The following is a 25,719-nucleotide window of genomic DNA, read 5'->3' on the forward strand; positions in this document are numbered from 1 at the left end:
CGCGCCGATTCGAACCTTCTGAGCGGAACACTTTCCATGCATCTGCGCTTCGCCAAAATGCACGGCCTCGGCAACGACTTCGTCGTCATCGATGCCGTGCGCCAGCACGTCGAGCTCACGCCCGAGCGTGTCCGCTTCCTCGCCGACCGCCATTTCGGCGTCGGCTGCGACCAGCTGCTGGTGGTCGAGCCGGCCGGGCAGGCGGGTGTGGATTTTCGCTACCGCATCTTCAACGCCGACGGCGGCGAGGTCGAGCAGTGCGGCAACGGTGCGCGCTGTTTCGTGCGTTTCGTGCATGAGCAGGGGCTCACCGCCAAGCGCGAGATCCGCGTCGAGACGAAGTCCGGCGTGATCGCGCCGCGCCTCGAGGACAGCGGACTCGTCACCGTCGACATGGGCGTGCCGGTGTTCGCGCCCGCGCGCGTGCCCTTCGTGTCGGACTCGGACGCCGTCGTGCAGCCGCTCGATGTCGCCGGCACGCCGGTCGCGATCACCGCCGTGTCGATGGGCAACCCGCATGCGGTGCAGGTCGTCGCCGACGTCGATGGCGCGCCGGTGGCGGCGCAGGGGCCGCTGATCGAGAACCACGCGCGCTTCCCCGCCCGCGTCAATGCCGGCTTCATGGAGGTGGTGGATGAGCACCGCATCCGCCTGCGCGTATACGAGCGCGGCGCCGGCGAAACGCTCGCCTGCGGCACGGGCGCATGCGCGGCGGTCGTTGCGGGCATCCGGCGCGAACTGCTGGTGTCGCCGGTGCGCGTGGAGACGCGCGGCGGCGAACTCGAGATCGCGTGGGCGGGCGTCGGTGAGCCGGTGTTGATGACCGGGCCGGCCGTGACGGTATTTGCAGGCGAGATCGAACTCGCATGATCGGGCCGGGCGGCGCCGTGCCATCCACGCGCCGGCCCGGTTGCCAATGAACACGCGCGGACGCGAACCGTCCGCAGGGAGCGGTCTTTCCATGAATGCAGCCGACGTCGCACGATATCTCAAGGAACATCCGGATTTCCTCGCCGAGCACGGCGAACTCTTCACCCACCTGACCGTGCCGCATCCGCACGGCGGACAGGCGATCTCGCTCGCCGAGCGCCAGCTGCACGCGCTGCGCGACAAGATCCGGCTCCTCGAAGGCAAGCTCGCCGAGCTGATCCGTTTCGGCGAGGAGAACGACGAGATCGGCGAGAAGGTGCATCGCCTGACGCTCGCGCTGCTCGAGGCCGAGGACTACGAAACGCTGCGTCACTCGCTGTTCGAGAACCTGCGCGACGATTTCTCCGTGCCCAGCATCGCGCTGCGCGTGTGGAACTCGGTCCTCACCCGCGAGGCCGAGGACTTCGCGCCCGTCAGCGAGGCGATGCGCTTCTTCGCCGGCGACATGCGCCATCCCTATTGCGGCGCCCCGGTCAATCTCGAAGTGCTCGAATGGTTCGGCGACGCCTCGGCGCATGTGCGTTCGGTCGCGCTGATCCCGCTGCGCCGCGACGCGCAGACGTTCGGACTGCTTGCCCTCGGCAGCCAGGAGAGCGAGCGCTTCTACCCGGAGATGGGCACGCTCTACGTCTCGCGCATCGGCGACATCGTCGCTTCGGCGCTGCGCCGGCAGCTGGGCTGAGCATGACCGGCCGCGACGCCCCGGCCGTTGTCGCGGAGCCGCCCGAGTGGCTGGCGGCCTATCTCGGTTATCTCGCGACCCAGCGGCGCGCCGCCGCGCTGACGCTGGAGAACTACCGTCGCGATCTCGAGCGCCTGCTTCGGCTTGCCGACGGGCGCGCGCCGCAGACCCTCTCTTCCCACGACATCCGCCGCTTTGTCGCGCGCATGCACGGCGAAGGCCTGGGCGGACGTTCGATCGCGCGCGCGTTGTCTGCGTGGCGCGGGCTGTTCCGCTGGTTCATCCGCCAGCGCGGGGAGATGGGTGTGAATCCCGCCGAAGGCGTGCGCCCGCCCAAATCGCCGCAGCCCTTGCCCAAGGCGCTGTCGCCCGACCAGGCGCAGGCGCTGCTCGACGCCGAGGCCGGGGACGGGCTGGAGGTGCGCGACCACGCGATGTTCGAGCTGCTGTATTCGTCTGGGCTGCGTCTGGCGGAACTGGCGGCGCTCGACGTCGGCCCCGCGCTCGACCTTGCCGAACGCATGGTTACGGTACGCGGAAAGCGTAACAAAATGCGTTCCGTGCCGGTCGGCACGCAGGCCGTCGCCGCCCTCGCGGCGTGGCTCGCGCAGCGCGACGCACTGGCCCGGAACGGCGAGCCCGCGCTCTTCGTCACGCGCAGCGGCACGCGCATGAGTTCCGGCGCGATCCGCTCGCGCCTGGCGCGCTGGGCGCAGATGCGCGGCCTCGGCGTGCATGTGCATCCGCATATGCTGCGCCACAGTTTCGCGAGCCATGTGCTGCAGTCGAGCGGCGATCTCAGGGCGGTGCAGGAACTGCTCGGCCATGCGAGCATCCGCAGCACGCAGGTCTATACCCACCTCGATTTCCAGCATCTCGCAAAAGTCTATGATGCCGCGCATCCGCGCGCGCGTCGCCGCTGAATTGCCTTTCGTCAGGAAATATTTGTTTTAAAAATCGGGGTTGTGAAATCCTGCCCAAATCGGGTAGCGAAAATCCCGGTTGCGGGGCGTGTCTGCGCTATGCTCAAAGCAAGAGAAGCCCAACAAGAACCGCTTCGTTTGACCCCGACAAGTCTGCCTTACGCCCCCAGTCGCGGGCGTCGGGAGAAAGGCAGCCATGCGCCGCACTACAAAAATTCCAGAAGCCAACAGCCCGAGTGCCGGAGAGCGGGGCTATGCCGTGGCAGAGGGCTCCTGTCCTTCGCCGCTGCGTGCAGCAGGGATCCTGCTGGCCCGTTACCAGATACGCAGCCTGAGGCGCCTGTTCGAAGAGTTCGAGCGCGACATCCTGTTGCCGCTGCTGCTCGGCGAAATCGCACTGCATAACATCGGCGCGCTCGAAAACAGCGGCGAGGCGAACGTCAGCATCGATGGCGACAGGTTTGCCACTGTCATGCGCCCGTGCAACGCTTATTCGATCGCCGCGGCGACCGGTCTGCCGCGCGAGACGGTGCGACGCAAGATCGTGCGCCTCGTCGAGCTCGGCTGGATCACGCGCCGTGGCAATGGACACCTGTTCCTGACGCAGCGCGCGATCGACCATTTCGGCAGTCTGCTGGGCTCGCGCGATCTGCCGGAACTGCTCGATACCGCCGACCGCATCCGCAAGCGCATGCAGGACTGAGTGCGGTCCGCGCCGCAGCGCGGTGGATCGTCCGCTGGCGGGGGGCGGCGCGTGGCTTTAAACTCTCGCGCCTGATTCCTTCCCCGGTCTTCGCCATGTCCAAGCTCGTTCTCAATCCCGGCAAGGAGCGTTCGCTCCTGCGCCGCCACCCGTGGGTGTTCGCGGGCTCCGTGGCCCGTCTCGAAGGCCGCGCGCGGCCCGGCGACACGGTCGAGGTCGTTGCGGACGACGGCCGTCCGCTCGGCCGTGCCGCCTGGTCGCCGGAGTCGCAGATCCGCGCGCGCATGTGGACCTTCGCGCCGGACACCTCGATCGACCATGCCTTCTTCAAGCGGCGTGTCGCGGAGTCGGTCGCCCGTCGCGCGACCCATCCGCTGCTCGCGAACGAGAGTGGCGTGCGCCTGATCCACGGCGAGTCCGACGGGCTGCCGGGCGTGATCGCGGACCGCTTCGGCGACGTGGTGGTCGTGCAGCTCACCAGCGCCGGTGCCGAGAAATGGCGCGACGCGATCGTCGCCGGGCTGGTGCAGGCGACGGGCTGCAAGGCGGTGTACGAGCGCTCCGACTCCGACGTGCGCAAGCTCGAAGGGCTGGGGCCGCAGACCGGCTGCGTCTTCGGCGAGCTGCCGCAGGACGCGCTGACCATCGTCGAGAACGGCGTGCGCATGGAAGTCGATGTCGTCGCCGGGCACAAGACCGGTTTCTACCTCGATCAGCGCGACAACCGCCGCCTCACCGGACTCCTTGCCGACGGACGCAGCGTGCTGAACTGCTTCTGCTATACGGGCGGTTTCTCGCTGCAGGCGCTTGCGGGCGGCGCGACGTCGGTGCTGTCGATCGATTCCTCCGGGCCGGCGCTGGACGTCGCACGTCGCAACGTTGCGCTCAATCCGCAGCTCGACGCGGGCCGTGCGGAGTGGATGGAGGCGGACGTGTTCGCCGCGCTGCGCGCGCTGAAGGCCGAGGGGCGGACTTTCGACCTCATCGTGCTGGATCCACCCAAGTTCGCGCCCTCGGCCGCGCATGCCGACCGTGCCGCGCGCGCGTACAAGGACATCAATCTCTTCGGGTTCCGCCTGCTCAACCCGGGCGGCATCCTGATGACCTACTCGTGCTCGGGCGGCATCGGGCTGGAGCTCTTCCAGAAGATCGTCGCCGGCGCGGCGAGCGACGCCGGTGTCGATGCGCGCATCCTGCACCGGCTGTCCGCCGCGGCGGACCACCCGATCGGGCTCGCGGTGCCCGAGGGAGAGTATCTGAAGGGCTTGGCGGTTCAGATCGGTTAAGGCGCTACGCCTTTTCCCGCGCCGAAACCTCGTTTCCCGCCCTACGTCGGACTGGCGGAATTGTCCGGCGCGCGCCAGTCCGGATTCGGACCGCGTTCGCCGAGGTTGAATGCCGCGCTGACCAGGCCGATGGCGAGCAGGATCAGAACGAAGTAGCGGATCTGCCAGCCTTGCGATGCGGTGCCCACGCGACCCCGCCGCGCCTGCGCGATTGCCATCAGTCCCGCGGCGGCGATTGCCAGCAGGCCGCCGCCCAGCAGTTGCGATGTGAACCCGCCGAGAAACACGCCCTGAGACGGGTCGAAGCGGTCCGGCCAGAAGAAGGCGGGGCCCTGCAGCAGCCAAAGGCCGCCCACGGTGCAGAGTACGATCGTGAAGGCGATGAAGGTGCGCATCGCGTGGGCTCAGGCGCCGAACAGGTCCCCGTCGCCGCGCCCCGGGCGTGCGAGTCCGAAATGCTCCCAGATCGCCGCGGTGGCGATGCGGCCCCGCGGCGTGCGCTGCAGGTAGCCCTGCTGGATGAGATAGGGTTCCAGTACGTCCTCGATGGTGTCGGACGATTCGCCGATCGCCGCCGCGAGGTTGTCGAGGCCCACCGGTCCGCCGGCGAATTTCTCCAGCATCGCGCCGAGCAGCTTGCGGTCCATCAGGTCGAGGCCGAGATGATCCACGTCCAGCATCCGCAGCGCCGCGTCGGCGACGGCGGCGGTGATGTCGCCCCCGGCCTTCACCTGCGCATAGTCGCGCACGCGGCGCAGCAGGCGGTTGGCGATGCGCGGGGTGCCGCGCGAGCGGCGCGCGATCTCGAAGGCGCCGCTGTCGTCGATCGTCACCTCGAGCAGGCGCGCCGAGCGGGTCACGATGTAGGCGAGTTCTTCCGGCGTGTAGAACTCCAGCCGCGAGACGATGCCGAAGCGGTCGCGCAGCGGGTTGGTCAGCATGCCCGCGCGGGTGGTCGCGCCGACCAGCGTGAAGGGCGGCAGGTCGAGCTTCACCGAGCGCGCCGCGGGCCCTTCGCCGATCATGATGTCGATCTGGAAGTCTTCCAGCGCCGGGTACAGGATCTCCTCGACGACCGGCGACAGGCGGTGGATTTCGTCGATGAAGAGCACGTCATGCGGCTCGAGGTTCGTGAGCAGCGCCGCGAGGTCACCGGCCCGTTCCAGCACCGGGCCGGAGGTCGAACGCAGATTCACGCCCATCTCGGCGGCGACGATGTGCGCCAGCGTGGTCTTGCCCAGCCCCGGCGGGCCGAACAGCAGCACGTGATCGAGCGCATCGCCGCGCTGGCGCGCCGCGGCGATGAAGATCTCGAGCTGTTCGCGGATCTTCGCCTGGCCGACGTACTCGGCCAGCCGCTTCGGGCGCAGCGCGCGCTCGACGACGTCTTCCTGGCGGTCGGTGGTCTGCGCGGAGATGATGCGCGGGGCGTGCAGCTTGTCGGTTTCGATCATGGCGGAAGTTTAGCGCAGCGCGAGCCGGCGCTTCAGGCCTTCGACAGGCTCTTGAGCGCCAGGCGGATGCCGTCGGAGACGCCGCTGTCTTCCGGGACTACCTTCATCGCGCCGAGCGCTTCCTTCTCGTTGTAACCGAGCGCGAGCAGCGCGTTGAGGATGTCGCTGCGCGCGTCCGGCGCGGCCGCGACCACGCCGGTCGAGACCGTCGCGCCGAGAGTCGGCAGCGCCTTGCCGAGCTTGTCGCGCAGTTCCAGCAGCAGGCGTTCGGCGGTCTTCTTGCCGATGCCGGGGATCTTCACGAGGCGTCCCGCCTCCTGCAGCGCGACCGCCTGTGCGAGATCGGTCACGGACAGGCCGGACAGCACCGCGAGCGCGGTGCGCGCGCCGATGCCGGACACCTTCAGCAGCTGGCGGAAGGCCGCGCGCTCGTCGGCGCCGGCGAAGCCGTAGAGGAAGTGGCCGTCCTCGCGCACCGCCAGATGGGTGAACAGCGTCACCGGCTGGCCGTTCGCGGGCAGGCCGTAGAAGGTGCTCATCGGCACGTCGATCTCGTAGCCGACGCCGTGCACGTCGACGACGATCTGGGGCGGGTTCTTTTCCAGCAGGATGCCGGTGATGCGTCCGATCATGTATTCGGGTCCGAGGGTTGGGTCAGGCGTGGCGCGCGAAGGCGAGTGTCGCGGCGAGCACGAGGCCGTGCAGGTTCGCGGCCGCGATCGTCAATTTGATCGCCGGGCGCAGTTCCGCCGGCTCGGTTGCGTGCTCGCGCAGCAGGCGCGCCGCGTGGAAGGACAGCACCAGCGTCAGCGCCGCCGCCGCGCAGGCCTGGGGAAGGTTGTAGCGTCCGACCTGCAGCACGAGCCAGCCGTAGGCCGCCAACGCGATCGCGAAGTAGCCCCATTTTGCCGTATCGGCGCCCAGCCGCACGACCAGCGTACGCTTGCCTGCGGCCTCGTCGCCGGCGCGGTCGGGGAACTGGTTGATGAAGAGCAGGTTCGCGACCAGCAGCGCGAACGAGAATCCCGCTGCGACGGGCGTCCACGCGAAGGCCCCGCGTTGCACGAAGTCCGTGCCGGCGACGACCAGCAGCCACGCTCCGGCGATCGCGAATTCGCCCAGCCCGCGGCTCGCGAGCCTGAGCGGCGGCGCCGAATAGGCCCAGCCGAAAACGAGTCCCGCGAGCCCGATCGCGATCAGACCGACACCCGAGCCGAGGGCGAGCCACAGTCCCGCGGGCACCACCAGCCCGAGCAGCGCATAGGCGAAGCGTGCGGTCTGGTCCGTCGTCAGCACGCCGTTCTGGATGAAACGGCTGCCGCCGGTGAAGGGATAGAGCCGGTCGGTGTTCGCGGCGTCGGCGCCGCTCAGCGCGTCGTGGTAGTCGTTGAGCACGTTCGCGCCGGCATGGGCGAGCAGGGCGAAGAGCACCGTCACGACCGCACGCAGCGCATCGAGCGCGACGCCGTCCGCACGCGCCGCGGCCAGCCCGATCAGGCAGCCGACCAGGGTCACGCTGAGGAAGGCGGGTCGGGTTGCCGCGAAGTAAATCCGAATGGAGGATGTCGCTGCATCCCGTCGCGGTTCAGACGCCATTGAGGAAGTTGGCGACGTTATAGCGAGCTGCTCCGATCATCAGGGCGAGGGCGAGAACGCCGAAAAACCGGAAGGTGTGCACGTAGGCGGTCTTCGACGATTTGTGCCGGAAAATGCGTTGCGCCGACAGCGCTCCCAGCCAGCCGCCGGCCAAGCCAACAAACTGCAGGTTGCTTTCCGGGATGCGCCACGCATCGCGTTCCGCTCGTCGCTTGTCGATGTTGTACATCACGAATGCGACGAGGCTCATTCCAACGATCAAGGCAATCAGCATGGTCGGAAGTTTGCCGGAGCTTACGAGCCACAGGGGAACCGCTACATGTGCGCCGGCGATGATCGCATCCGGGCTCCAGCCCCACGGTCGACCGGCTCGTGTCGGGCGCGCGGGAGTGGTCCCCGGATACCTGACCTTAACGGCACTGGATTTCTTGTCGCTCGGCGTGACGATTTCATAGGTCACGATCTTCCCGGCCGTCGGCCTTGTCGTCGAGCCCTGCAACTCCGAGATGTGAAAGAAGTACCGTTCGTTAGTCCCGTTGGTCGTGACGAAACCGAAGCCCCGGTCGTCGTTCCACTCGGTGATCTTTCCCTGATATCGCATAGGGGGGCGCATCCTAAAGCAGCACGATGTCGAACTGTTCCTGCGAGTAGCTCGCTTCCGGGTGCAGCGAGATCTTCTTGCCGATGAAGTCCGACAGCATCGCGAGCGATTGCGATTCCTCGTCGAGGAAGAGGTCGATCACGTTCGGTGCGGCGAGCACGCGGAACTCGCGCGCGTTGAACTGGCGCGCCTCGCGCAGCAGTTCGCGCAGGATCTCGTAGCACACGGTGCGCGCGGTCTTCACCTCGCCGCGCCCGCCGCAGGTCGGGCAGGGCTCGCACAGCAGGTGGGCGAGCGATTCGCGCGTGCGCTTGCGCGTCATTTCGACCAGCCCCAGCGCGGTGAAACCGTTCACCGTCATCTTGGTGTGGTCGCGCGCGAGCGCCTTGCGGAATTCGTCGAGCACCATGTCGCGGTGCTCGGGGTTTTCCATGTCGATGAAGTCGATGATGATGATGCCGCCGAGGTTGCGCAGGCGCAGTTGGCGGGCGATGGTCTGTGCCGCCTCGAGGTTGGTCTTGAAGATCGTGTCGTCGAAGTTGCGTGCGCCGACGAAGCCGCCGGTGTTCACGTCCACGGTGGTCATCGCCTCGGTCTGGTCGATGATCAGGTAGCCGCCGGACTTGAGGTTCACGCGCCGCGCGAGCGCCTTCTGGATCTCCTCCTCGACGCTGTGCAGATCGAACAACGGGCGCTCGCCGCCGTAGTGCTCGAGCAGGGGCAGGACCTTGGGGCTGTATTCCGACGCGAAACTCGTGAGCTTCTGGAAGTTCTCGCGCGAGTCGACGAGGATGCGCGTGGTGTCGTCGTTGACGAGGTCGCGCAGCACGCGCTGGCCGAGGCCCAGGTCTTCGTACAGCACGCTGGGGGGGAAGCGCCCGGTCGCGCTGTTGCGGATCTCGCCCCACAGTTTGCGCAGGTAGGCGATGTCGGCCGCGAGCTCTTCGTCCGAGGCCGATTCGGCCATCGTGCGCACGATGAAGCCGCCGGCCTCGTCCTCGGGCACGAGGCGCGTGAGCCGTTCGCGCAGCGCCTCCCGCTCGGCCTCGTCCTCGATGCGCTGCGAGATGCCGATGTGCTTTTCCTGGGGCAGGTACACCAGCAGCCTGCCGGCGATGCTGATCTGTGTCGACAGGCGCGCGCCCTTGGTGCCGATCGGGTCCTTCAACACCTGCACGGTGAGGTTCTGGCCCTCGACGAGGATGCGTTCGATCGGCTTGCCGGTGTCGCCGTTGTGGCGGTCGCTCCAGATGTCCGCGACGTGCAGGAAGGCCGTGCGTTCGAGGCCGATGTCGATGAAGGCCGACTGCATGCCCGGCAGCACGCGCACGACCTTGCCGAGGTAGATGTTGCCGACGATGCCGCGGCTGGCGGTGCGCTCGACGTGGAGTTCCTGCACGACACCCTGTTCGACGATCGCTACGCGCGTCTCCTGCGGCGTGAAGTTGATGAGGAATTCGATGCTCATGGAAAGGCTGCCAATGGGAAATGCGCAAGCGCAGACGTGAGGCACCGATTGCGCATTGCCCATCGAGGGCGCGGCCCGGCAAACCCCGGGCAGGGACCTGCCGAGCTTACAGGGGATAGCCGAAGGCGTCGAGGAGCTGTGCCGTTTCGAACAGCGGCAGGCCCATGATTCCGGTGTAGCTGCCGCGGATCTCCTCGATGAAGACCGCGGCGCGCCCCTGGATTCCATATGCGCCGGCCTTGTCCATCGGCTCCCCGCTTGCGACGTAGTGGCGGATCTCGGCGTCGGTGATGGGGCGGAAGCGCACTTCGCTGGCGTTGATGCAGCTGCGCGTGCGCGCGCCGTCGCTCATCGCCACCGCGGTCAGCACGCGATGCGTGCGTCCCGACAGGCGGCGCAGGATCGCGGCGGCATCGACCGCATCGGCCGGCTTGCCGATGATGTCGCCGTCGAGCTCGAGCGTCGTGTCCGCCGACAGCACGGGGTGCTGCGGCAGCGTGCGCCATTGCAGGCGCCGGCACCCGGCCTGGGCCTTGGTGAGCGCGACCCGCTCGACGTAGTGCTCGACGTCTTCGTCCGGCAGCGGCGTCTCATCGACGTCGGCGTCGGCGCCACGCTCCGTGCCGCGGAATACCAGCAGGTCGAAATGCACGCCGATCTGGCGCAGGAGCTCGCGCCGGCGCGGACTGCGCGACGCGAGATAGATGCGGGCTTGGAGGTTGCTCATGGCTGTCGGGGGCGGGATACCGGCGGTTATTGGGGCGGATTCTACCCTCCTTGCCGTGCCGCGACCCGTGTATGCGTGTGCGGCGTCCTCGAATGCAGGCGGGGGCGGTCCGGCTTTCGGGGCCGTCCGTCATCGTTGTGATTGCATTTAATTGCTACAATTCGCTGGTCATCAAATGCTCGCGTGCTTATGGCCCACGTCGTCGATGCACGCGAGCCGATCCGGCATCGTCAAACCCGGCCGGCGCCGCTGCGCCGCCCGATCATCCTGGAGCAAGTCGGTATGCGCATGTCCCTCCTCTCTCTCGTCGCCGCGGCAGTCCTTTCCGCTCCCCTCGCGGCAGGCGCCGCCGATCCGGTCGCCGATGCCGCCGCAATCGTGAAGGCCGCCAACTGGGACGCGATGGAAACGATCACGGTCGAACTCACCGAGCACAGCTTCACGCCGCAGGATCTCAAGCTCAAGGCCGGCCAGCCGTACCGACTGGTGATCAAGAACGTGGGCCAGAAGGACCACTATTACACCGCGACGGAGTTCTTCAAGTCGGTCGCGTGGCGCAAGGTGCAGACGCCCAAACCGAATGGCGGCGAGATCAAGGCGCCGTATTTCACCGCCGTCGAAGCCTACAAGAACGGCGGCTCGGTCGAGCTCTTCTTCGTCACCGTGAACAAGGGCGAATTCGACGTCATCTGCACGATCGAGGATCACAAGGATCAGGGCATGTACGGCAAGATCGTCGTCGAATAAGTCCGGTCCCATGAAGCTTCTTCCCTCGCTCCTCCTGCTGCTGCCGTTCGCGGCGCAGGCCCAGACGCCGCAGGTGATTCCGGTGGCGAACCTCGCCGCCGCTCCGAAAGTCGATGGAGAACTGGGCGAGTGGGGCGGCAGCGGCTGGGTCAAGGTGCCGGTGAAGCCTGCGCTGGAACGCGAGGAGCGCGCGAAGTACGGTCTCGATCCGGCCGGCGAGCGTAATGTGGCGGGCAGCCTCACGGTCGAGCTCAAGGCCGGCGTCGCGGCGGGGCGCTTCTATCTTGCCGCGCGCTATCCCGACGATGCCGCCGACACCGTGCACAAGGAATGGAGCTGGCGCGGCGACAAGTACCAGCGCGAGAACCAGCTCGAGGACATGTTCGCGGTGCGCTTCCATCTCGCCGGGGACTTCGATCGCACGATGCTGTCGACCAAGGACTACAAAGTCGACGTCTGGCTGTGGTCGGCGGCGCGGACCAATGCGGGCGGCATTGCCGAGGACATGACGCACCATGTCACGACGAAGATGCAGGAATCGGCTGCCGAGTATCAGGTGAAGGACGGTCCGGTGATCTACATCTCGAAGCGCCGCGACGAAGGCGTTGCGCCCTACGAGATGCTGCCGCGCCCGAAGGAAAACAAGGGCGACCGCCTGCCGTCGTTCGTAGCGGCGAACGCTTCGGGCAGCGTCGCGGACGTCGCTGCCCGGGGCGTGTGGAAGGCCGGGCACTGGAATCTGGAATTTGCCCGTGCCCTCGATTCGGGCCACGCGGACGACGTCGTACTCAAGGCGGGATCCCGGTTCACCGGGCAGATCGCCGTGTTCAACAAGGCCAATGCCGAGCACAAGAGCGTGTCCGAGCCGCTGGTATTCGACTTCGGTGCGGTGAAATGATGAGCATGCGGCATTCCTTGGGCGACGCCCTGCGGGCGACGCTGCTCGCTTGCCTGCTCGCGCTCGGCGCGGGGGGCGCGACGGCCGACGACGAACCGGTCGTGCGCATGCATCCGGCGCTCGCCGGCATCGACTGGTCGGAAGCGGCCGAAGTCGAGGTCGCGCTCGAGGACCACAGCTACGAGCCCGACGAGATCCGCTTCGTGGTCGGCCGGCCGTACAAGCTGGTGCTGCGCAATGTCGGTGCGGTGGCGCACGACATGGTCGGCGGCTCGCTCTTCGACGAGAAGGTGATCGCGCTGCGCATGGTGAATTCCAGCGTCGGGCGCGTGATCGCGGACGACGTGAATTCTGTCTACGTGCGGTCCCACAACAACATCGAACTCTGGTTCGTGCCGCTCAAGCCGGGCGAGTATTCCTTCTTCTGCAGCCTGCCGGGGCATCGCGAGGACGGCATGGAAGGGGTCGTCCGCGTCGTTCCGTAGGCTGCCGCTCACTCCCGGTGGTAAGGGTGGTTCTTCAGCACCGTCCAGGCGCGGTACAGCGCTTCGGCCAGCAGCGGGCGCACCAGCGCATGCGGAAGCGTGAGGCTCGACAGGCGGATACGCTCGTGCGCGCTCGATTTCAGGGCCGGCGACAGGCCGTCGGGGCCGCCGACGATCAGCGCTGCGTCGGCTCCATCGGCCTGCCAGGCTTCCAGTCGGCGCGATAGTTCGACGGTCGTGAGGTCGCTGCCGCGCTCGTCGAGGATGATGCGGCGACAGCGCGGCGGCAGGGCTGCCTCGATGCGCGTCGCCTCGGCCGCCATCATCGCTTCGACGGTCTTGCCGGTGGTGCGCGGCTCGGCCTTCACCTCGACGAGCTGCAGCGGCAGTTCGCGCGGCATGCGGCGCGCGAACTCGTCGAAGCCGGCCTCGACCCACGCGGGCATGCGCGTGCCGACGGCGACGATCAGCAGTTTCATGCTTGAGTATGCAGGAGGCGCGGTCGGCCCGGGGCCGGCCGCAGGGGGCGTGTCACTGCGCGGCGACGTCTGCCGTAGTGCGGCCGCGCCGCAGGGTCGAGGGGGCGGCCCACAGTTCCTCGAGGTTGTAGTAACTACGGATCGCCGGCTGCATGATGTGCACGACGATGTCGCCGAGGTCGACGAGCACCCATTCCCCGGTTTCCTCGCCTTCCACGCTGACGACCGGGGCGCCGGCTTCGCGGACCTTTTCCTGCACGTTGCGCGCCAGAGCCCGCGTCTGGCGGTTGGAGTCGCCGGTGGCGATGACGATGCGGTCGAACAGCGAGGTCAATCGGGTCGTGTCGATGACTTCGATGTCCTTGGCCTTGATGTCTTCGAGTGCGGCGACGACGGTCTTTTCGAGTGTGCGGGTGTCCATCAGGTTCTGCGGTAAAGGTGGTGCAGCCCAATATAGTCGAGAACCGAATCGGGCAGCAAATAGCGGGCGCTCTGCCCGCCGCGGATGAGGTCGCGGATCAGCGACGCGGAGATCGCCAGCGGCGTCATGTCGAAGGGAACCACCCGTCCGGCAGGGCTCCGGTGCAGGACGGCGGGGTCCGTGTCGATGCGACCCGCGCACGCCGCGTCGAGTTCCGGCGACAGCGTGCCGGGCCAGCGCCGGCCATGCGGGGCGAAGCCCGGGCGGTTGGCGACCGCGATGTGGGCGAGAGCGAAGAGCTCCTGCCAGCGGTGCCAGCCCGGCAATCCGTTGAAGGCGTCGGCACCGAGGATCAGCACCAGCGGGCGCTGCGCCCCGTGCAGTGCGCGCAGGCGCTCCAGCGTCAGCACCGTGAAGCTCTTGCTCGACGCGAACACTTCGCCGTCGTCGACGGCGAGGCCCGGATTGCCGGCGCTCGCCAGCTGCACCATCGCCAGGCGGTCGGCGGCAGGGGACTGTGGCACATCGCGGTGCGGCGGCTGGCCGGCCGGGATCAGCACGACCTGCGCGAGCCCGAGCGCCTCGCGGGCCTCTTCGGCGAGGCGCAGGTGGCCGAAATGGATCGGGTCGAAGGTGCCGCCCAGCACCCCCAGTGCGCCCGCGTCAGGCTTGCTCGGGGACATTGTCGGGTTCGCCGAAGATGTCGCGCGCGTTGGTGTAGAAGCTGGCGAAGATGATCGGGATCAGCAGCAGCGGCAGCGGCACCGAGAGCAGCGTCGCGAGCGTCGGCGAGACCATGCCGACGATGCCGAGCACGATGCCCGGCAGGATCGCGCCGAACAGCGTCAGCGCGATCGAGTACGCGAGAAAGGGGCGCCAGTTGCGCAGGCACGCGAAGAAGCTGAAGAACATCGCCTTGGGGGCCGACACCTTCCACCAGCCCGCGAGGAGCGGCGCGAACCAGTAGGCCATCATCACCGGCGTGGACAGCGTGATCGCGATCAGCAGCGCCATCGTGAAGCCGCCGCTGGTGGCGATGTCGGGGTCGAGCTTGCCGCCGCTGGTCATGAGCCGGAACAGGGTGCCGTCGTCTGCAATCGCGGTCAGCCCCAGTACCAGCCAGACGCCGGCGAAGTTGATGGCGCCGATTATGATCAGTGCGGGGAGATTCTGCTGGAAACCCGAGAACAGTACGTCCGGCCCGGCCTTGCGGCCGGCGTCGATGGCCCGGCAGGTGTTCAGCACGCCCAGCGACAGGACGGGCGTCAACAACGACGCGAGGATCTGCCCGATGAACGGCGCGACGCTGACAAGGATCAGCAGCAGCAGGTAGCCGAAGGACGCGAAGGTGAGCAGCGCGGGGTTGCGTCGCCACAGTTGCAGGCCTTCGCCGAGCCACGCGAAGCCGCGCTGGGCCGGAAGTTGTCGTGCTTGCATGCGCTTACTCGGCAGGGGGAGCGGTGGGGCCGGGCAGCGTGGGGGTCGGCTGCGGGGCGTGCGGTGCGAAGGTGTCCTGCCAGGCTGCGTAAAGCGCGCCGGCCAGCACCGGGACGAGCACCAGGACACCCAGCGCGAACGGCAGCATGGCGAACCAGGTCAGCAGATAGATGACGAAGCCGAGGACGATGAAGCTGCCGAGATTGGAAATGCATGCGCGCAGCGAGAGTTTCATCGCGTCGAGCGGCGAGACGTTCTGCAGCACGACCAGCGGCGGGGCGAACCACAGCGCCATCAGCAGCAGGATCAACAGGACGGGCCACAGCGCGGCCGACAGCAGGGCGACGCCACTGGCGAGGCCGATGCTGCCGAGCAGGCCGACGAGCATGCCGGTCACCGCGGCGCTGCTGCCGACGAGTACCGCGACCAGCGCGGCGGCGAGCCCGCCGAGGACATAGAAGAAGCCGACCATCAGCAGGTTGCCCGAATGCCGGCGCGCGCCTTCGAACAGATGGGCGACACGCAGCGGCTCGCCCTGGTGCTGCGCATGCACGCCGGTGACCATGCCGGCGACGAGCATCGGGAACACCAGTTGGAGGACCAGTGGGGCGAGCAGCGGCCCGAAGGTCGGAATGAAGCCCACTGCGGCGGCGAGTGCGAACAGCACGGCGATCAGCACCAGCGTCTGGACGATCCAGGTGCCGGGGTTGGCGATGAAGGTCTTCCAGCCCGCGGCGATCCACCTGAGCGTGTCCGCAGGGGTGACGTGGCCCGCTGGCGGAAGGGGATGCCGGCGGTGCGATGCGGCGTGATCGGTCGTGTGCGGATCGTTCATCGTTCAGAGCGGCAGCGGTGGGGGTGCGGCGATGCGCAGGCGCAGGATGTCGCGGTATTCGGCGGGCGGCTTCACGAGAACCATTTCGCCCGGCTTGGGCAGGTGGAAATCCTCGGCGCGCGACAGCCAGAAGCGCAGCGCCGCGGCGCGCAGCAGCGCCGGCCAGTTCGCGCGCTCGGCGTCCGTGAACGGGCGCTCGGCGTGGTAGGCGGCGAGCAGGGCGGCCGTGCGCTGCGGGTCGAGTTCGCCGTCTGCCGTCGTGCACCAGTCGTTCACCGTCACGGCGACGTCGAAGAGCAGCGCGTCGTGGCCGGCGAAGTAGAAATCGATCACGCCGCCGATGTAGTCGCCGTCCCACAGCACGTTGTCGCGGAAGAGGTCGGCATGGATCACGCCCTGCGGCAGGCTGGCGTAGTCCACCGCGGCCTGGAAGGCGAGTTCCGCATCGAGCAGGGCCTGCTCGTCCGCGGGCAGGAAGGGGCGCACGCGCGCGGCGGCGGCCGTGCGCCACGCCGTGCCGCGCGGGTTGTCCTGGCGCCGGCCGTAGGACAGCCCGGCCAGATGCAGACCTGCGAGCATCGCGCCGACGCGCTCGCAGTGCAGCGCAGTGGGGGCCATCTCGGACTTGCCCGACAGGCGCATCACCAGCGCAGCAGGGCGTTCCGACAGCGTGCCGAGGTATTCGTTGTCGCGGTCGGCGATCGGCCCCGGTACCGGCAGTCCGTGGCGCGCGAGGTGGGCCATGAGGTGCAGGAAATAGGGCAGTTCGGCGCGCGGGATCGCCTCGAACAGCGTCAGCACGTAGCGGCCGAGCGTCGTCGTGACGAAGAAGTTGCTGTTCTGCACGCCGGCCGAGATGCCCTGCAGGTCGACGAGGCGGCCAATGGCATAGCGGCCGAGCCAGCACGACAGCGTCTCGGGGGCGACAGCGGTGAAAACGGACATGGCAGGGGAAGAGGGTGAGTCAGTGGCCCGCGGGCCGGGGTTGCATTACCAGGACTTGATCACCCACATCGGCACGGCGAGCGTCGGCAGCACGTCCTGCCGCGTCATCACGCCGTTGCCTTCGTTGTCGATCAGGTAGTAGGGCACGCCGTGCGGGGGCGTGACCTTGAGCATGTAGAGCTTGCCGCGGATGCGGTATTCCTGCACGGTGTCCTCGCCGCGCTTGAGGATGCGGACTTCGGGATCCATCGCCGGATCGCTCGCCGGCATCGGCGGGGGTTCGGGAATCGGTTCGAGTTTCGGAGGCTGCTGGGCCGCAACCGGGGTTGCGAGGGCCATCAGCAGCACGATCAGGTTGCGACGCATGGTGCTCTCCTTGGATGGCGCGGATTCTAGCAGGGACCCGCGTTGTGCGTCCGTCATTACAGGTTGAGCAGCAGTTCGTGTTCCTCGGGCAGCGGCAGGAAGCCGCGGTTTTCGTAGTGCTTGAAGATCGCCTCGACGACCTCTTCGGGCGTGTCGATGACCTGGATCAGGTCGAGGTCTTCGGGATTGATCATGCGCTCGGCGACGAGGCGCTCGCGGAACCAGTCGATCATGCCCTTCCAGAACGGGCCATGCACGAGAATGATCGGGATCTTGCGGCTCTTGCCGGTCTGGATCAGCGTCAGGGCTTCCATCAGCTCGTCCAGCGTGCCGAATCCGCCCGGCATCACGACGTAGGCCGAGGCGAAGCGCACGAACATGAACTTGCGCGCGAAGAAGTGCTGGAAGGTCTGCGAGATGTCCTGGTAGGGGTTGGAGCTCTGTTCCATCGGCAGCTGGATGTTGAGCCCGATCGACGGACTCTTGCCGAAGTAGGCACCCTTGTTCGCCGCTTCCATGATGCCGGGGCCGCCGCCGGAGATCACCGCGAAGCCGGCGTCGGACAGCAGCCGGCTGATCTTCTCGGAGAGGATGTAGTACATGTGGTCGGGCGGGATGCGCGCGCTGCCGAAGATCGACACCGCGGGGCGGACCGAGTTGAGCCGTTCGGTCGCCTCGACGAACTCTGCCATAATTCCGAAGATCCGCCACGACTCGCGGGCGTTGAAGCGCTGCGTCGTGCTGCTCGGCGCGCTGGGAGGGACTTTCTCTTTCGCGGTCATGTTGTTCTCGTCTTGTCGTTCTGCCGGTCCGTGTGCCGGCTTCATCTGATTCCGGAATTCGCCCGGATCCCGCAAGGAAGTTTGTCCGATGCCCGTCCTGTTGCTCGTCGATGGTTCCAGCTATCTGTATCGCGCGTTTCACGCGCTGCCGGATCTGCGCAATTCGAAGGGCGAGCCGACAGGAGCGATTCGGGGTGTGTTGTCGATGCTACGTCGGCTCGAAAGCGACTACAAGGCCGAATTCCGCGCCTGTGTGTTCGACGCCAAGGGCAAGACCTTCCGCGACGACTGGTATCCGGAGTACAAGGCGCACCGCCCGTCCATGCCCGACGACCTGCGCGCGCAGATCGAGCCGCTGCACGAGGCCGTGCAGGCCGAAGGCTGGCCGCTGCTGGCGGTCGAGGGCGTCGAGGCCGACGACGTGATCGGCACGCTGACGCGCCAGGCGCTCGAGCGCGGCTGGGAGGTGGTGATCTCGACAGGCGACAAGGACCTGACCCAGCTCGTGCGCCCCGGCGTGAAGTGGGTGAACACGATGAGCGAGGAGGTGCTCGACGCGGCGGGGGTGGAGGCAAAATTCGGCGTGCCGCCCGAGCGCATCATCGATTACCTCGCGCTCGTCGGCGACACCGTCGACAACGTGCCGGGCGTCGAGAAGTGCGGTCCGAAGACCGCGGTGAAGTGGCTCACGGAGTACGGCACGCTCGACAGCCTCGTCGCCAATGCCGACAAGGTCGGCGGCAAGGTCGGCGAGAATCTGCGCAAACATCTCGAGTTCCTGCCGCTGGGGAAGAAGCTCGTGACCGTGGCGACCGACGTCGCGCTGCCGGTCGCGCTCGACGATCTGCCGGCGCGCGAGGACGACAAGGCCGCGCTGCGCGCGCTTTACGAGCGCTTCGAGTTCCGCGGCTGGCTGAAGGATCTGGACGGGCAGGGCGGCATGGCGACGGCTCCCGCGGGCGCCGAAGCCACCGCGGCCGCCGCGGCCGACGACCCGCCCGCCGCGCCGGGCGCACATCGCGGCGGGTACTCGGCGATCCTCGACTGGGCGGCGTTCGACGCCTGGCTCGCGCAGCTGGACGCCGCCGCGCTCGTCGCCTTCGATACCGAAACCACCAGCCTGGATCCGATGGCGGCCCGCCTCGTCGGCATGTCCTTCGCGGTCGTCGCGGGCGAGGCGGCCTACCTGCCGCTCGCGCACCGCGGGCCTGACGTTCCCGCGCAGTTGCCGCTCGACGAGGTAGTCGCACGCCTGCGGCCGTGGTTCGAGTCCGCGCAGCATGCCAAGGTCGGCCAGAACCTCAAGTACGACGCGCACGTGCTGGCGAACCACGGCATACGGCTGGCCGGTATGGCGCACGACACGCTGCTGCAGTCCTACGTGCTCGAGAGCGACAAGTCGCACGACATGGATTCGCTGGCGAAGCGCCACCTCGGCCTGACGACGATTCCGTACACCGACGTGTGCGGCAAGGGCGCGAAGCAGATCGGCTTCGACGAGGTTGCGCTCGACCGCGCGACCGAATACGCCGCCGAGGACGCCGACATCACGCTGCGCCTGCATCAGAATCTGTGGCCGCAGCTCGAAGCGACGCCGGCGCTCGCGGCGCTGTACCGCGACGTCGAGCTGCCGGCGATGCAGGTGCTGCTGGACATGGAGCGCACCGGCGTGCTGATCGACGCCTTCCTGCTTGCGCAGCAGAGCGAGGAACTGGGGCGCCGCCTGATGGAGCTGGAGCGCGAGGCGCACAACCTGGCCGGTCAGCCCTTCAATCTTTCGTCGCCGAAGCAGCTGGGCGAGATCCTCTTCGGCAAGCTCGGCCTGCCGGTGGTGAAGAAGACCGCCACCGGCCAGCCCTCGACCGACGAGGAGGTGCTGCAGCAGCTCGCCGACGACTACCCGCTGCCCAAACTGCTGCTCGAGCACCGCGGCTTCGCCAAGCTCAAGAGCACCTACGCCGACAAGCTGCCGCGCATGGTCAACCCCAAGACCGGCCGCGTGCATACGAGCTTCTCGCAGGCGGTCGCGGTCACCGGCCGGCTCGCGAGTTCGGACCCCAATCTGCAGAACATCCCGATCCGCACGGCCGAGGGGCGGCGCATCCGCGCGGCCTTCATCGCGCCGCGCGATCACGTGATTGTGTCGGCCGACTATTCGCAGATCGAGCTGCGCATCATGGCCCACCTGTCGGGTGACGCGCGCCTGCTGGAAGCCTTCGCGCAGGGCGAGGATGTGCATCGCGCGACCGCCGCGGAGGTGTTCGGCGTGACGCCGGCGGAGGTCACGAGCGAGCAGCGCCGCTACGCCAAGGTGATCAACTTCGGCCTCATCTACGGCATGAGCGCGCACGGCCTGGCGAAGAACCTCGGTATCGACCGCGCCGCGGCGCAGGGCTGGATCGACCGCTACTTCGCGCGTTACCCGGGGGTGGCCGCCTACATGGACCGGGTCAAGGCCGAGGCCAAGGAGCACGGCTACGTCGAGACGGTGTTCGGCCGGCGTCTCCATCTGCCCGAAATCCGTGCCCAGCAGGTGGGGCGCCGTCAGGCCGCCGAGCGTGCGGCGATCAACGCGCCGATGCAGGGCACGGCGGCGGACCTGATCAAGAAGGCGATGATCGCGGTGCACGGCTGGCTCGCGTCCGCGGGGCTGAAGACGCGCCTGATCCTGCAGGTGCATGACGAACTGGTGCTGGAGGTGCCGCGCGACGAGCTCGAGCGCGTGCGCGCGGAACTGCCGGCGCAGATGTGCGGCGTCGCCGACCTGGCCGTGCCGCTGCTGGTCGAGGTCGGCGTCGGCGACAACTGGGACGAGGCCCACTGAGGGCGCATCGACGGTCCCTCCGCTGGCCGCCTCGGAGGGCACATCGCCCGTGATGAAGCCGATGGCGATTAGAATGGCGGGCTTTGTCGACATTTCCTGAGCCGAGCCCCGCACATCCGGGGCGGGCATGTCCATGAGTCATCCCAATCCCCATCTCGCCTACCGCGCGGATATCGACGGCCTGCGCGCGGTCGCGGTCCTTTCGGTCGTGATCTTCCACGCCTTCCCCGCGGCCCTGCCGGGCGGCTTCGTCGGCGTCGATATCTTCTTCGTCATTTCGGGCTACCTGATCTCGTCGATCATCATCAAGGCCCTCGGGCGTGGCGAATTCAGCTTTGCCGATTTCTACGCGCGCCGCGTGCGGCGCATCTTCCCCGCCCTGCTGCTGGTCGTGTCGGTGTGTCTCGCCGCGGGGTGGGGGACGCTCTTCCCGGACGAGTACGCCCAGCTCGCCAGACATTCGGTCGCCGGCCTGGGATTCGTTGCGAACTTCATGTTCTGGAGGGAGGCGGGCTACTTCGATACCGAGGCCGAGCTCAAGCCCCTGCTGCATCTCTGGTCGCTGGGTATCGAGGAACAGTTCTACATCGTGTGGCCGGCGCTGGCGGTGCTCGCGTGGCGCATGCGCCACCGGCTCGGCGGCATTCTTCTCGCCCTGGCTGCGGCCTCGCTCGTCGCGAGCGTCGCGCTGAGCGCGCAGTTCCCGGTCGCCAGCTACTTCCTCCCCCCGACGCGGGTGTGGGAATTGCTCTTCGGCGCGGCGCTCGCGTGGCGCCTGCAGCGCTACGGCACGATCTTTCCGGCCGCCTCGGCGTGGGCGCCGAGCGTGGCCTCGGTGGCGGGCCTGTCGCTCATCGCTTGCGGCCTCGTCGTCATCGACAAGGAGCGGGCCTTTCCGGGCGCCTGGGCGCTGCTGCCGGTCGGCGGTGCCGTGCTGCTGATTGCCGCCGGTCCGCGTGCGGCCGTGAACCGGATCCTGCTGTCGGCGCGGCCCGTCGTGTGGCTCGGCCTGATCAGCTTCCCCTTGTACCTGTGGCACTGGCCGCTGCTGTCGTTCACGCGGATCGTGCATCCCGAGCGGGCAACGCCCGCGGTCCTTGTCGCGGCGCTCGCCGCCGCGCTGGTCCTGTCGTGGGCGACCTTCCGCTGGGTCGAGCAGCCGGTCCGCCGCCGCGGCGGGCGGAGAACCGTTGCCGGGCTGGTGCTGGCCAGCGTCCTGCTCGCGGTCGCGGGCTGGAATATCCACCTGCGCGACGGGCTCGAGATCCGCCTCAAGGATGCGCAGGCGCAACAGGCGTCGGCAGCCCTGCGGTGGGAGGAGCGGTGGCTGGAAAGTAGCGATTGCCGCCACCTCCTGCCCGCAAACTTTAGCGGCAACTGCCTGATCGGCGATGCGTCGCGCCCGCCCGACGCCGTGATCATCGGCGACAGCCACGCGAACCACTTCTTCTGGGGCATCAGCGAGGCCCTGGGGCGCAACGGCGGCAATCTTCTGCAGATCAACGAAGACGGCTGCCTGTTGCTGGACGGGATGGATACGCGCGAAAGGTCGGGCGAGTCGCGCGGCTGTGCGCCCGTTGCTCAGGCTGCCTTTGCGTACGCAGCCGGGGCGCCGCAGGTCGACACGATCTTCCTGGCGGGGCGCTGGGTGCTGGGGATCACCGCGCGTCAGCTCAAGGACAAGCCGGGCGTGTTCAGCCGCATGCACCGCAAGCCCGTGCTGCTCGCCGCGCCGGACGATCCGGCCGTCGGACGGGGGGAGGTCATTGCGACCGCACTCGACGACACGCTGCGCCAGCTCACGGCGACGGGCAAGCGCATCGTGTTCCTCGACTCGGTGCCCGAACTCGATTTCAATGCGCGCGAGTGCGTGCACTGGACGCCGAACCGGTTCGTCAGCCGTATTCCGCGGCCCGAGTGCGAGGTTCCCCGCGCGGTGATCGAGGCGCGCAACGAGGAATACCGCCCCTACCTGCGACGGGTGCTCGAAAAGTATCCGCAGGTAATCGTCTTCGATCCGCAGACGGCCATGTGCGACGATCGCGCCTGCCTTGGCCGCCGCGACGGCGAGCTGATGTACCGCGACGACGACCATCTGTCGATGGCGGGATCGCGCTGGCTCGGGGCGCGCATCGTGCGCGCCTTGCCGGCTGCCCCGAACGGGGATCCGCGGCCGGGCTCGTGAGCCAAGAGGCTATAATCGCAAAATTTGCTTGCCGGGACTGCGCATGCCGCGGTCCCCAACCAGAGGTTCATCCGTGGCTTTGACCATTCTCGGCCTGTCCGGCGCCCTGACGCACGACCCCTCCGCAGCCCTGTACATCGACGGCAAGCTCGTCGCGGCGGCGGAAGAAGAGCGCTTCGTGCGCGACAAGCATGCCAAGAACCGCATGCCCTACGAGGCGGCGAAGTTCTGCCTCGAGTTCGCCGGCATCAAGCCGCAGGACGTCGATGCGGTCGCGATCCCGTTCGCACCGATCAGCATCTCGGAGCCGGCGCGCTGGCACTACGCGAAGCGCTACTGGTACGCCCCGGACCGCGGCCTCGACGCAATCCTGACCGGCAATCGCCGCTACTACCGCTACAAGAAGCGCATCGAGTGGTGCCTCGCGCAACTCGGCTTCGACCTGAAGAAGACCGAGATCGTGCCAGTGGAGCACCATCTCGCGCACGCGTCGAGCGCCTACCACTGCTCGGGCTTCCAGGAGAAGACCGCGATCCTCGGCATCGACGGCAAGGGCGAATACGCGACGACCTTCTTCGGCTACGGCGAGAACGGCAGGATCCACAAGATCAAGGAGTTCTACGATCCCGATTCGCTCGGCGGCCTGTACGGCGCGATCACCGAGTACCTCGGCTTCGAGATGCTCGACGGCGAGTACAAGGTCATGGGCATGGCGCCCTACGGCGATCCGGACAAGTACGACTTCTCGCGCCTGGCGAAGTTCGAGAACGGCGAACTGGTGATCGACACCGACTACGCCAACGTGATCGGCTTCCGCCGCTACAAGGAGAACGGCAAGGGCTACTACTTCTCGCCCAAGCTGATCGACTGGCTGGGCCCCAAGCGCGCGGGCGACATCGCCGACGAGCCCTACATCCACTACGCCGCGAGCATGCAGAAGCTGTTCGAGGACCTGTCGCTCAAGATGATCGACCACTACCTCGGCGACATCCTGCGTGACACCGGGCGCCTGGCCTTCGCCGGCGGCGGCGCGTTGAACGTCAAGCTCAACCAGAAGATCATCGCGCGACCGGATCTGCGCGAACTCTTCGTACAGCCGGCTTCGGGCGATTCCGGAACTGCCGTGGGCGCGGCCTCCTACGTGTCGGTCGCGCGCGGCGTGCCGGTCGAGAAGATGGAGCACGTCTACCTTGGTCCGCGCTACGCCAACGAGGACGTGATCGCCGCGTGCGCGAAGCACCCGGCGCAGCCGACGTGGCAGCAGATTTCCGATGTTCCCGCGCGCATCGCGCAAGTACTGGCCGACGGCAATCCGGTGGCGTGGTTCCAGGGGCGCATGGAGTTCGGTCCGCGCGCGCTCGGCGGGCGCTCCATCCTCGGCTGCCCCAGCGCTGCGGGCGTCGCCGACCGCATCAACGAGCAGATCAAGTTCCGCGAGCGCTGGCGGCCGTTCTGCCCCAGCATGCTCGACACCGTCGGCCCGCAGATGTTGCAGACCGACCACCCCGCGCCCTTCATGACCTTCACCTTCGAGGTCGCCGAGGAGTGGAAGTCGCGCGTGCCGGAAGTCGTGCATGAGGACGGCACTTCGCGCGCCCAGGTGCTCAAGCGCGAGTTCAATCCGCGTTACTACGACCTGATGAAGGAACTGGAGAAACTCACCGGCAACGGCGTCGTGCTCAACACCTCGCTCAATCGCCGCGGCGAACCGATGATCTGTTCGCCGACGGACGCGCTGAACATGTTCTTCGGCTCGGACCTGCAGTACCTGATCATGGAGGACGTGCTGGTCGTGAAGGAGGGCGCGGCCCTTGGCTGAACGCCGCATCCTGCAGTTCTGCCACTGCCACTACGGCCCGTTCGCTGATGTCGCGCGCCAGTATGCGGTGCTGTTCAAGGATTCGCCGTACAAGGTCACGACCGTCTACCTGACCGATCCGCCGAGCGACGAAGTCACCGCCCTGTCGGCGTCCGACGAGGTGATCTACCTCGACTACGACGGTGCCGACGTGCGCGGACTCAAGCTCGACGCGATGCGCCGCGTGCGCGAGATCATCGCGGGGCGCGATTTCGCGCTGATCCTCGCGCACCGCTTCAAGCCCATCCACATCTCGTGCTGGGGGACGCAGCTGCCGGTGATCGGCGTGCATCACGCCTTTGGCGACTACGAGCGCCTGACGCACAAGCTTTTTGCGCGCTGGTTCGGCAAGCGCCTCGGCCTGCTGGGGGTGTCCGACGCGATCCGCGACGACATCCGCCGCGGCGTGCCGTCGTGGCCGGCCGACCGGATCGAGACGCTGCACAATCGCATCGACGTCGATGCCGTGCGCGCCGAAGTGCTCCCGCGCGACGCCGCGCGCGAACTGCTTGGGCTGCCGCACGATGCCTTCGTCGTCGGCAACGTCGGCCGGCTGTATCCGGACAAGGACCAGGCCACGCTGCTGCGCGGCTTCGCCCGCGCGCTGCCGGAACTCCCCGGCGACGCGCTGCTGGCGATCCTCGGCAAGGGGCGACTGGAAGCTTCGCTGCGGAAACTTGCCGGCGAACTGGGGATTGCCGAGCGGGTGCGTTTCCTCGGTCAGGTGCCGAACGCTCGCCGCGCGTTTTCGGCCTTCGACCTGTTCGCGCTGAGCTCCGACCACGAGCCCTTCGGCATGGTGCTGCTCGAGGCGATGGCCGCGCGCGTGCCGGTGCTCGCGACCGACTGCGGCGGCGCACCGGAAGTCGTCGGCGATGCGGGTACGCTCTTCCCGCTGGGTGATGCGGCGGCGCTCGCCCGCGGTCTCGTGGCCGGGGCGCGCATGCCCGCGGCGGAGCGCGAGGCGATCGTCGAACGCGGCATCGAGCGCCTGTACGCGCATTTCTCGGACGAGGCCGCGCAGCGCCGCTTCTTCGCGCTGCCGATGGTCAGGGCGGTGCTCGGCGAACCGGAGTGGATGAGATGA

At 67.8% G+C, this 25,719-nt stretch carries 27 protein-coding genes; 12 read left to right on the forward strand and 15 right to left on the reverse strand.

Annotated features, from left to right (window positions below):
- The first annotated feature begins 36 nt into the window (after positions 1-36).
- The 5 genes from dapF (at position 37) to BW991_RS17950 (ending at position 4,524) form a co-directional block, all read left to right on the forward strand.
- Positions 37-870 carry a diaminopimelate epimerase gene (gene dapF, locus BW991_RS17930; RefSeq protein ID WP_076603489.1) on the forward strand — a complete coding sequence of 278 codons (834 nt, stop codon included), beginning with the start codon at positions 37-39 and terminating at the stop codon, positions 868-870.
- A 91-nt stretch (positions 871-961) separates the two neighbouring features.
- Positions 962-1,612, forward strand: a complete 651-nt coding sequence (locus BW991_RS17935) for a DUF484 family protein (protein ID WP_076603490.1) — start codon at positions 962-964, stop codon at positions 1,610-1,612.
- A gap of 2 nt (positions 1,613-1,614) precedes the next feature.
- Positions 1,615-2,535, forward strand: a complete 921-nt coding sequence (gene xerC / locus BW991_RS17940) for a tyrosine recombinase XerC (protein ID WP_076603491.1) — start codon at positions 1,615-1,617, stop codon at positions 2,533-2,535.
- 196 nt (positions 2,536-2,731) lie between these two features.
- Positions 2,732-3,238: an IclR family transcriptional regulator gene (locus tag BW991_RS17945; protein ID WP_170879132.1), complete on the forward strand. Its 507-nt coding sequence runs from the start codon at positions 2,732-2,734 to the stop codon at positions 3,236-3,238.
- Between the two features lie 95 nt (positions 3,239-3,333).
- The gene (locus tag BW991_RS17950) at positions 3,334-4,524 is read left to right on the forward strand and encodes a class I SAM-dependent rRNA methyltransferase (RefSeq protein WP_076603493.1); all 1,191 of its coding nucleotides are present in this window, start codon (positions 3,334-3,336) and stop codon (positions 4,522-4,524) included.
- 41 nt (positions 4,525-4,565) lie between these two features.
- Here the strand turns inward: BW991_RS17950 and BW991_RS17955 are convergent, their stop codons facing one another.
- From BW991_RS17955 to BW991_RS17985, 7 genes are all read right to left on the reverse strand, one after another.
- Positions 4,566-4,919 (reverse strand): hypothetical protein, encoded by a 354-nt coding sequence (locus BW991_RS17955; protein ID WP_076603494.1) that lies wholly within the window; start codon positions 4,917-4,919, stop codon positions 4,566-4,568.
- A gap of 9 nt (positions 4,920-4,928) precedes the next feature.
- Positions 4,929-5,978: a Holliday junction branch migration DNA helicase RuvB gene (ruvB, locus tag BW991_RS17960; RefSeq protein WP_076603495.1), complete on the reverse strand. Its 1,050-nt coding sequence runs from the start codon at positions 5,976-5,978 to the stop codon at positions 4,929-4,931.
- 32 nt (positions 5,979-6,010) lie between these two features.
- Positions 6,011-6,610: a Holliday junction branch migration protein RuvA gene (ruvA, locus tag BW991_RS17965; RefSeq protein ID WP_076603496.1), complete on the reverse strand. Its 600-nt coding sequence runs from the start codon at positions 6,608-6,610 to the stop codon at positions 6,011-6,013.
- 22 nt (positions 6,611-6,632) lie between these two features.
- Positions 6,633-7,574: a prenyltransferase gene (locus BW991_RS17970; protein WP_076603497.1), complete on the reverse strand. Its 942-nt coding sequence runs from the start codon at positions 7,572-7,574 to the stop codon at positions 6,633-6,635.
- Complete coding sequence (locus BW991_RS17975) at positions 7,564-8,175, reverse strand: DUF1294 domain-containing protein (RefSeq protein ID WP_076603578.1); 612 nt, start codon at positions 8,173-8,175, stop codon at positions 7,564-7,566. Before BW991_RS17975 ends, BW991_RS17970 begins: the two co-directional genes overlap by 11 nt.
- Positions 8,176-8,188: 13 nt before the next feature.
- Positions 8,189-9,643 carry a ribonuclease G gene (rng, locus tag BW991_RS17980; RefSeq protein WP_076603498.1) on the reverse strand — a complete coding sequence of 485 codons (1,455 nt, stop codon included), beginning with the start codon at positions 9,641-9,643 and terminating at the stop codon, positions 8,189-8,191.
- A 106-nt stretch (positions 9,644-9,749) separates the two neighbouring features.
- On the reverse strand, positions 9,750-10,370 hold the full coding sequence (locus BW991_RS17985) for a Maf family protein (protein ID WP_076603499.1): 621 nt from the start codon (positions 10,368-10,370) through the stop codon (positions 9,750-9,752).
- Positions 10,371-10,652: 282 nt separating this feature from the next.
- On the opposite strand from BW991_RS17985, the gene BW991_RS17990 reads away from it, so the two are divergent.
- From BW991_RS17990 to BW991_RS18000, 3 genes are read left to right on the forward strand one after another with little or no spacing between them, the layout of a single operon-like run.
- On the forward strand, positions 10,653-11,117 hold the full coding sequence (locus BW991_RS17990) for a cupredoxin domain-containing protein (RefSeq protein ID WP_076603579.1): 465 nt from the start codon (positions 10,653-10,655) through the stop codon (positions 11,115-11,117).
- A 10-nt stretch (positions 11,118-11,127) separates the two neighbouring features.
- Positions 11,128-12,015, forward strand: a complete 888-nt coding sequence (locus BW991_RS17995; RefSeq protein ID WP_076603500.1) for an ethylbenzene dehydrogenase-related protein — start codon at positions 11,128-11,130, stop codon at positions 12,013-12,015.
- A 5-nt stretch (positions 12,016-12,020) separates the two neighbouring features.
- Positions 12,021-12,500 carry a cupredoxin domain-containing protein gene (locus tag BW991_RS18000; RefSeq protein ID WP_170879133.1) on the forward strand — a complete coding sequence of 160 codons (480 nt, stop codon included), beginning with the start codon at positions 12,021-12,023 and terminating at the stop codon, positions 12,498-12,500.
- A gap of 8 nt (positions 12,501-12,508) precedes the next feature.
- Here BW991_RS18000 and rlmH read toward each other — a convergent pair whose 3' ends face one another.
- From rlmH to BW991_RS18040, 8 genes are read right to left on the reverse strand one after another with little or no spacing between them, the layout of a single operon-like run.
- Complete coding sequence (rlmH, locus tag BW991_RS18005; RefSeq protein WP_076603502.1) at positions 12,509-12,979, reverse strand: 23S rRNA (pseudouridine(1915)-N(3))-methyltransferase RlmH; 471 nt, start codon at positions 12,977-12,979, stop codon at positions 12,509-12,511.
- A gap of 52 nt (positions 12,980-13,031) precedes the next feature.
- On the reverse strand, positions 13,032-13,400 hold the full coding sequence (gene rsfS, locus BW991_RS18010; RefSeq protein WP_076603503.1) for a ribosome silencing factor: 369 nt from the start codon (positions 13,398-13,400) through the stop codon (positions 13,032-13,034).
- The gene (gene nadD, locus BW991_RS18015; RefSeq protein ID WP_076603504.1) at positions 13,400-14,083 is read right to left on the reverse strand and encodes a nicotinate-nucleotide adenylyltransferase; all 684 of its coding nucleotides are present in this window, start codon (positions 14,081-14,083) and stop codon (positions 13,400-13,402) included. Before nadD ends, rsfS begins: the two co-directional genes overlap by 1 nt.
- Complete coding sequence (locus BW991_RS18020) at positions 14,064-14,837, reverse strand: BPSS1780 family membrane protein (RefSeq protein ID WP_076603505.1); 774 nt, start codon at positions 14,835-14,837, stop codon at positions 14,064-14,066. Before BW991_RS18020 ends, nadD begins: the two co-directional genes overlap by 20 nt.
- A gap of 4 nt (positions 14,838-14,841) precedes the next feature.
- Positions 14,842-15,672 (reverse strand): BPSS1780 family membrane protein, encoded by an 831-nt coding sequence (locus BW991_RS18025; protein ID WP_076603506.1) that lies wholly within the window; start codon positions 15,670-15,672, stop codon positions 14,842-14,844.
- Positions 15,673-15,675: 3 nt separating this feature from the next.
- Positions 15,676-16,617, reverse strand: a complete 942-nt coding sequence (locus BW991_RS18030) for a homoserine kinase (RefSeq protein WP_076603507.1) — start codon at positions 16,615-16,617, stop codon at positions 15,676-15,678.
- Positions 16,618-16,662: 45 nt separating this feature from the next.
- Complete coding sequence (locus BW991_RS18035) at positions 16,663-16,983, reverse strand: DUF2782 domain-containing protein (RefSeq protein WP_076603508.1); 321 nt, start codon at positions 16,981-16,983, stop codon at positions 16,663-16,665.
- 56 nt (positions 16,984-17,039) lie between these two features.
- A complete protein-coding gene (locus tag BW991_RS18040; RefSeq protein ID WP_076603509.1) occupies positions 17,040-17,765 on the reverse strand; it encodes an LOG family protein in 726 nt (241 codons plus the stop codon).
- Positions 17,766-17,853: 88 nt separating this feature from the next.
- Here BW991_RS18040 and polA point away from each other — a divergent pair, with 88 nt between their 5' ends.
- The 4 genes from polA (at position 17,854) to BW991_RS18060 (ending at position 25,719) form a co-directional block, all read left to right on the forward strand.
- On the forward strand, positions 17,854-20,589 hold the full coding sequence (polA, locus tag BW991_RS18045; RefSeq protein ID WP_076603510.1) for a DNA polymerase I: 2,736 nt from the start codon (positions 17,854-17,856) through the stop codon (positions 20,587-20,589).
- A gap of 133 nt (positions 20,590-20,722) precedes the next feature.
- Positions 20,723-22,774 (forward strand): acyltransferase family protein, encoded by a 2,052-nt coding sequence (locus tag BW991_RS18050; RefSeq protein ID WP_076603511.1) that lies wholly within the window; start codon positions 20,723-20,725, stop codon positions 22,772-22,774.
- 73 nt (positions 22,775-22,847) lie between these two features.
- The gene (locus tag BW991_RS18055) at positions 22,848-24,593 is read left to right on the forward strand and encodes a carbamoyltransferase family protein (protein WP_076603512.1); all 1,746 of its coding nucleotides are present in this window, start codon (positions 22,848-22,850) and stop codon (positions 24,591-24,593) included.
- Positions 24,586-25,719, forward strand: a complete 1,134-nt coding sequence (locus BW991_RS18060) for a glycosyltransferase (protein WP_076603513.1) — start codon at positions 24,586-24,588, stop codon at positions 25,717-25,719. Before BW991_RS18055 ends, BW991_RS18060 begins: the two co-directional genes overlap by 8 nt.

The organism is Aromatoleum tolulyticum (genome assembly GCF_900156155.1).
Taxonomy (GTDB): domain Bacteria; phylum Pseudomonadota; class Gammaproteobacteria; order Burkholderiales; family Rhodocyclaceae; genus Aromatoleum; species Aromatoleum tolulyticum.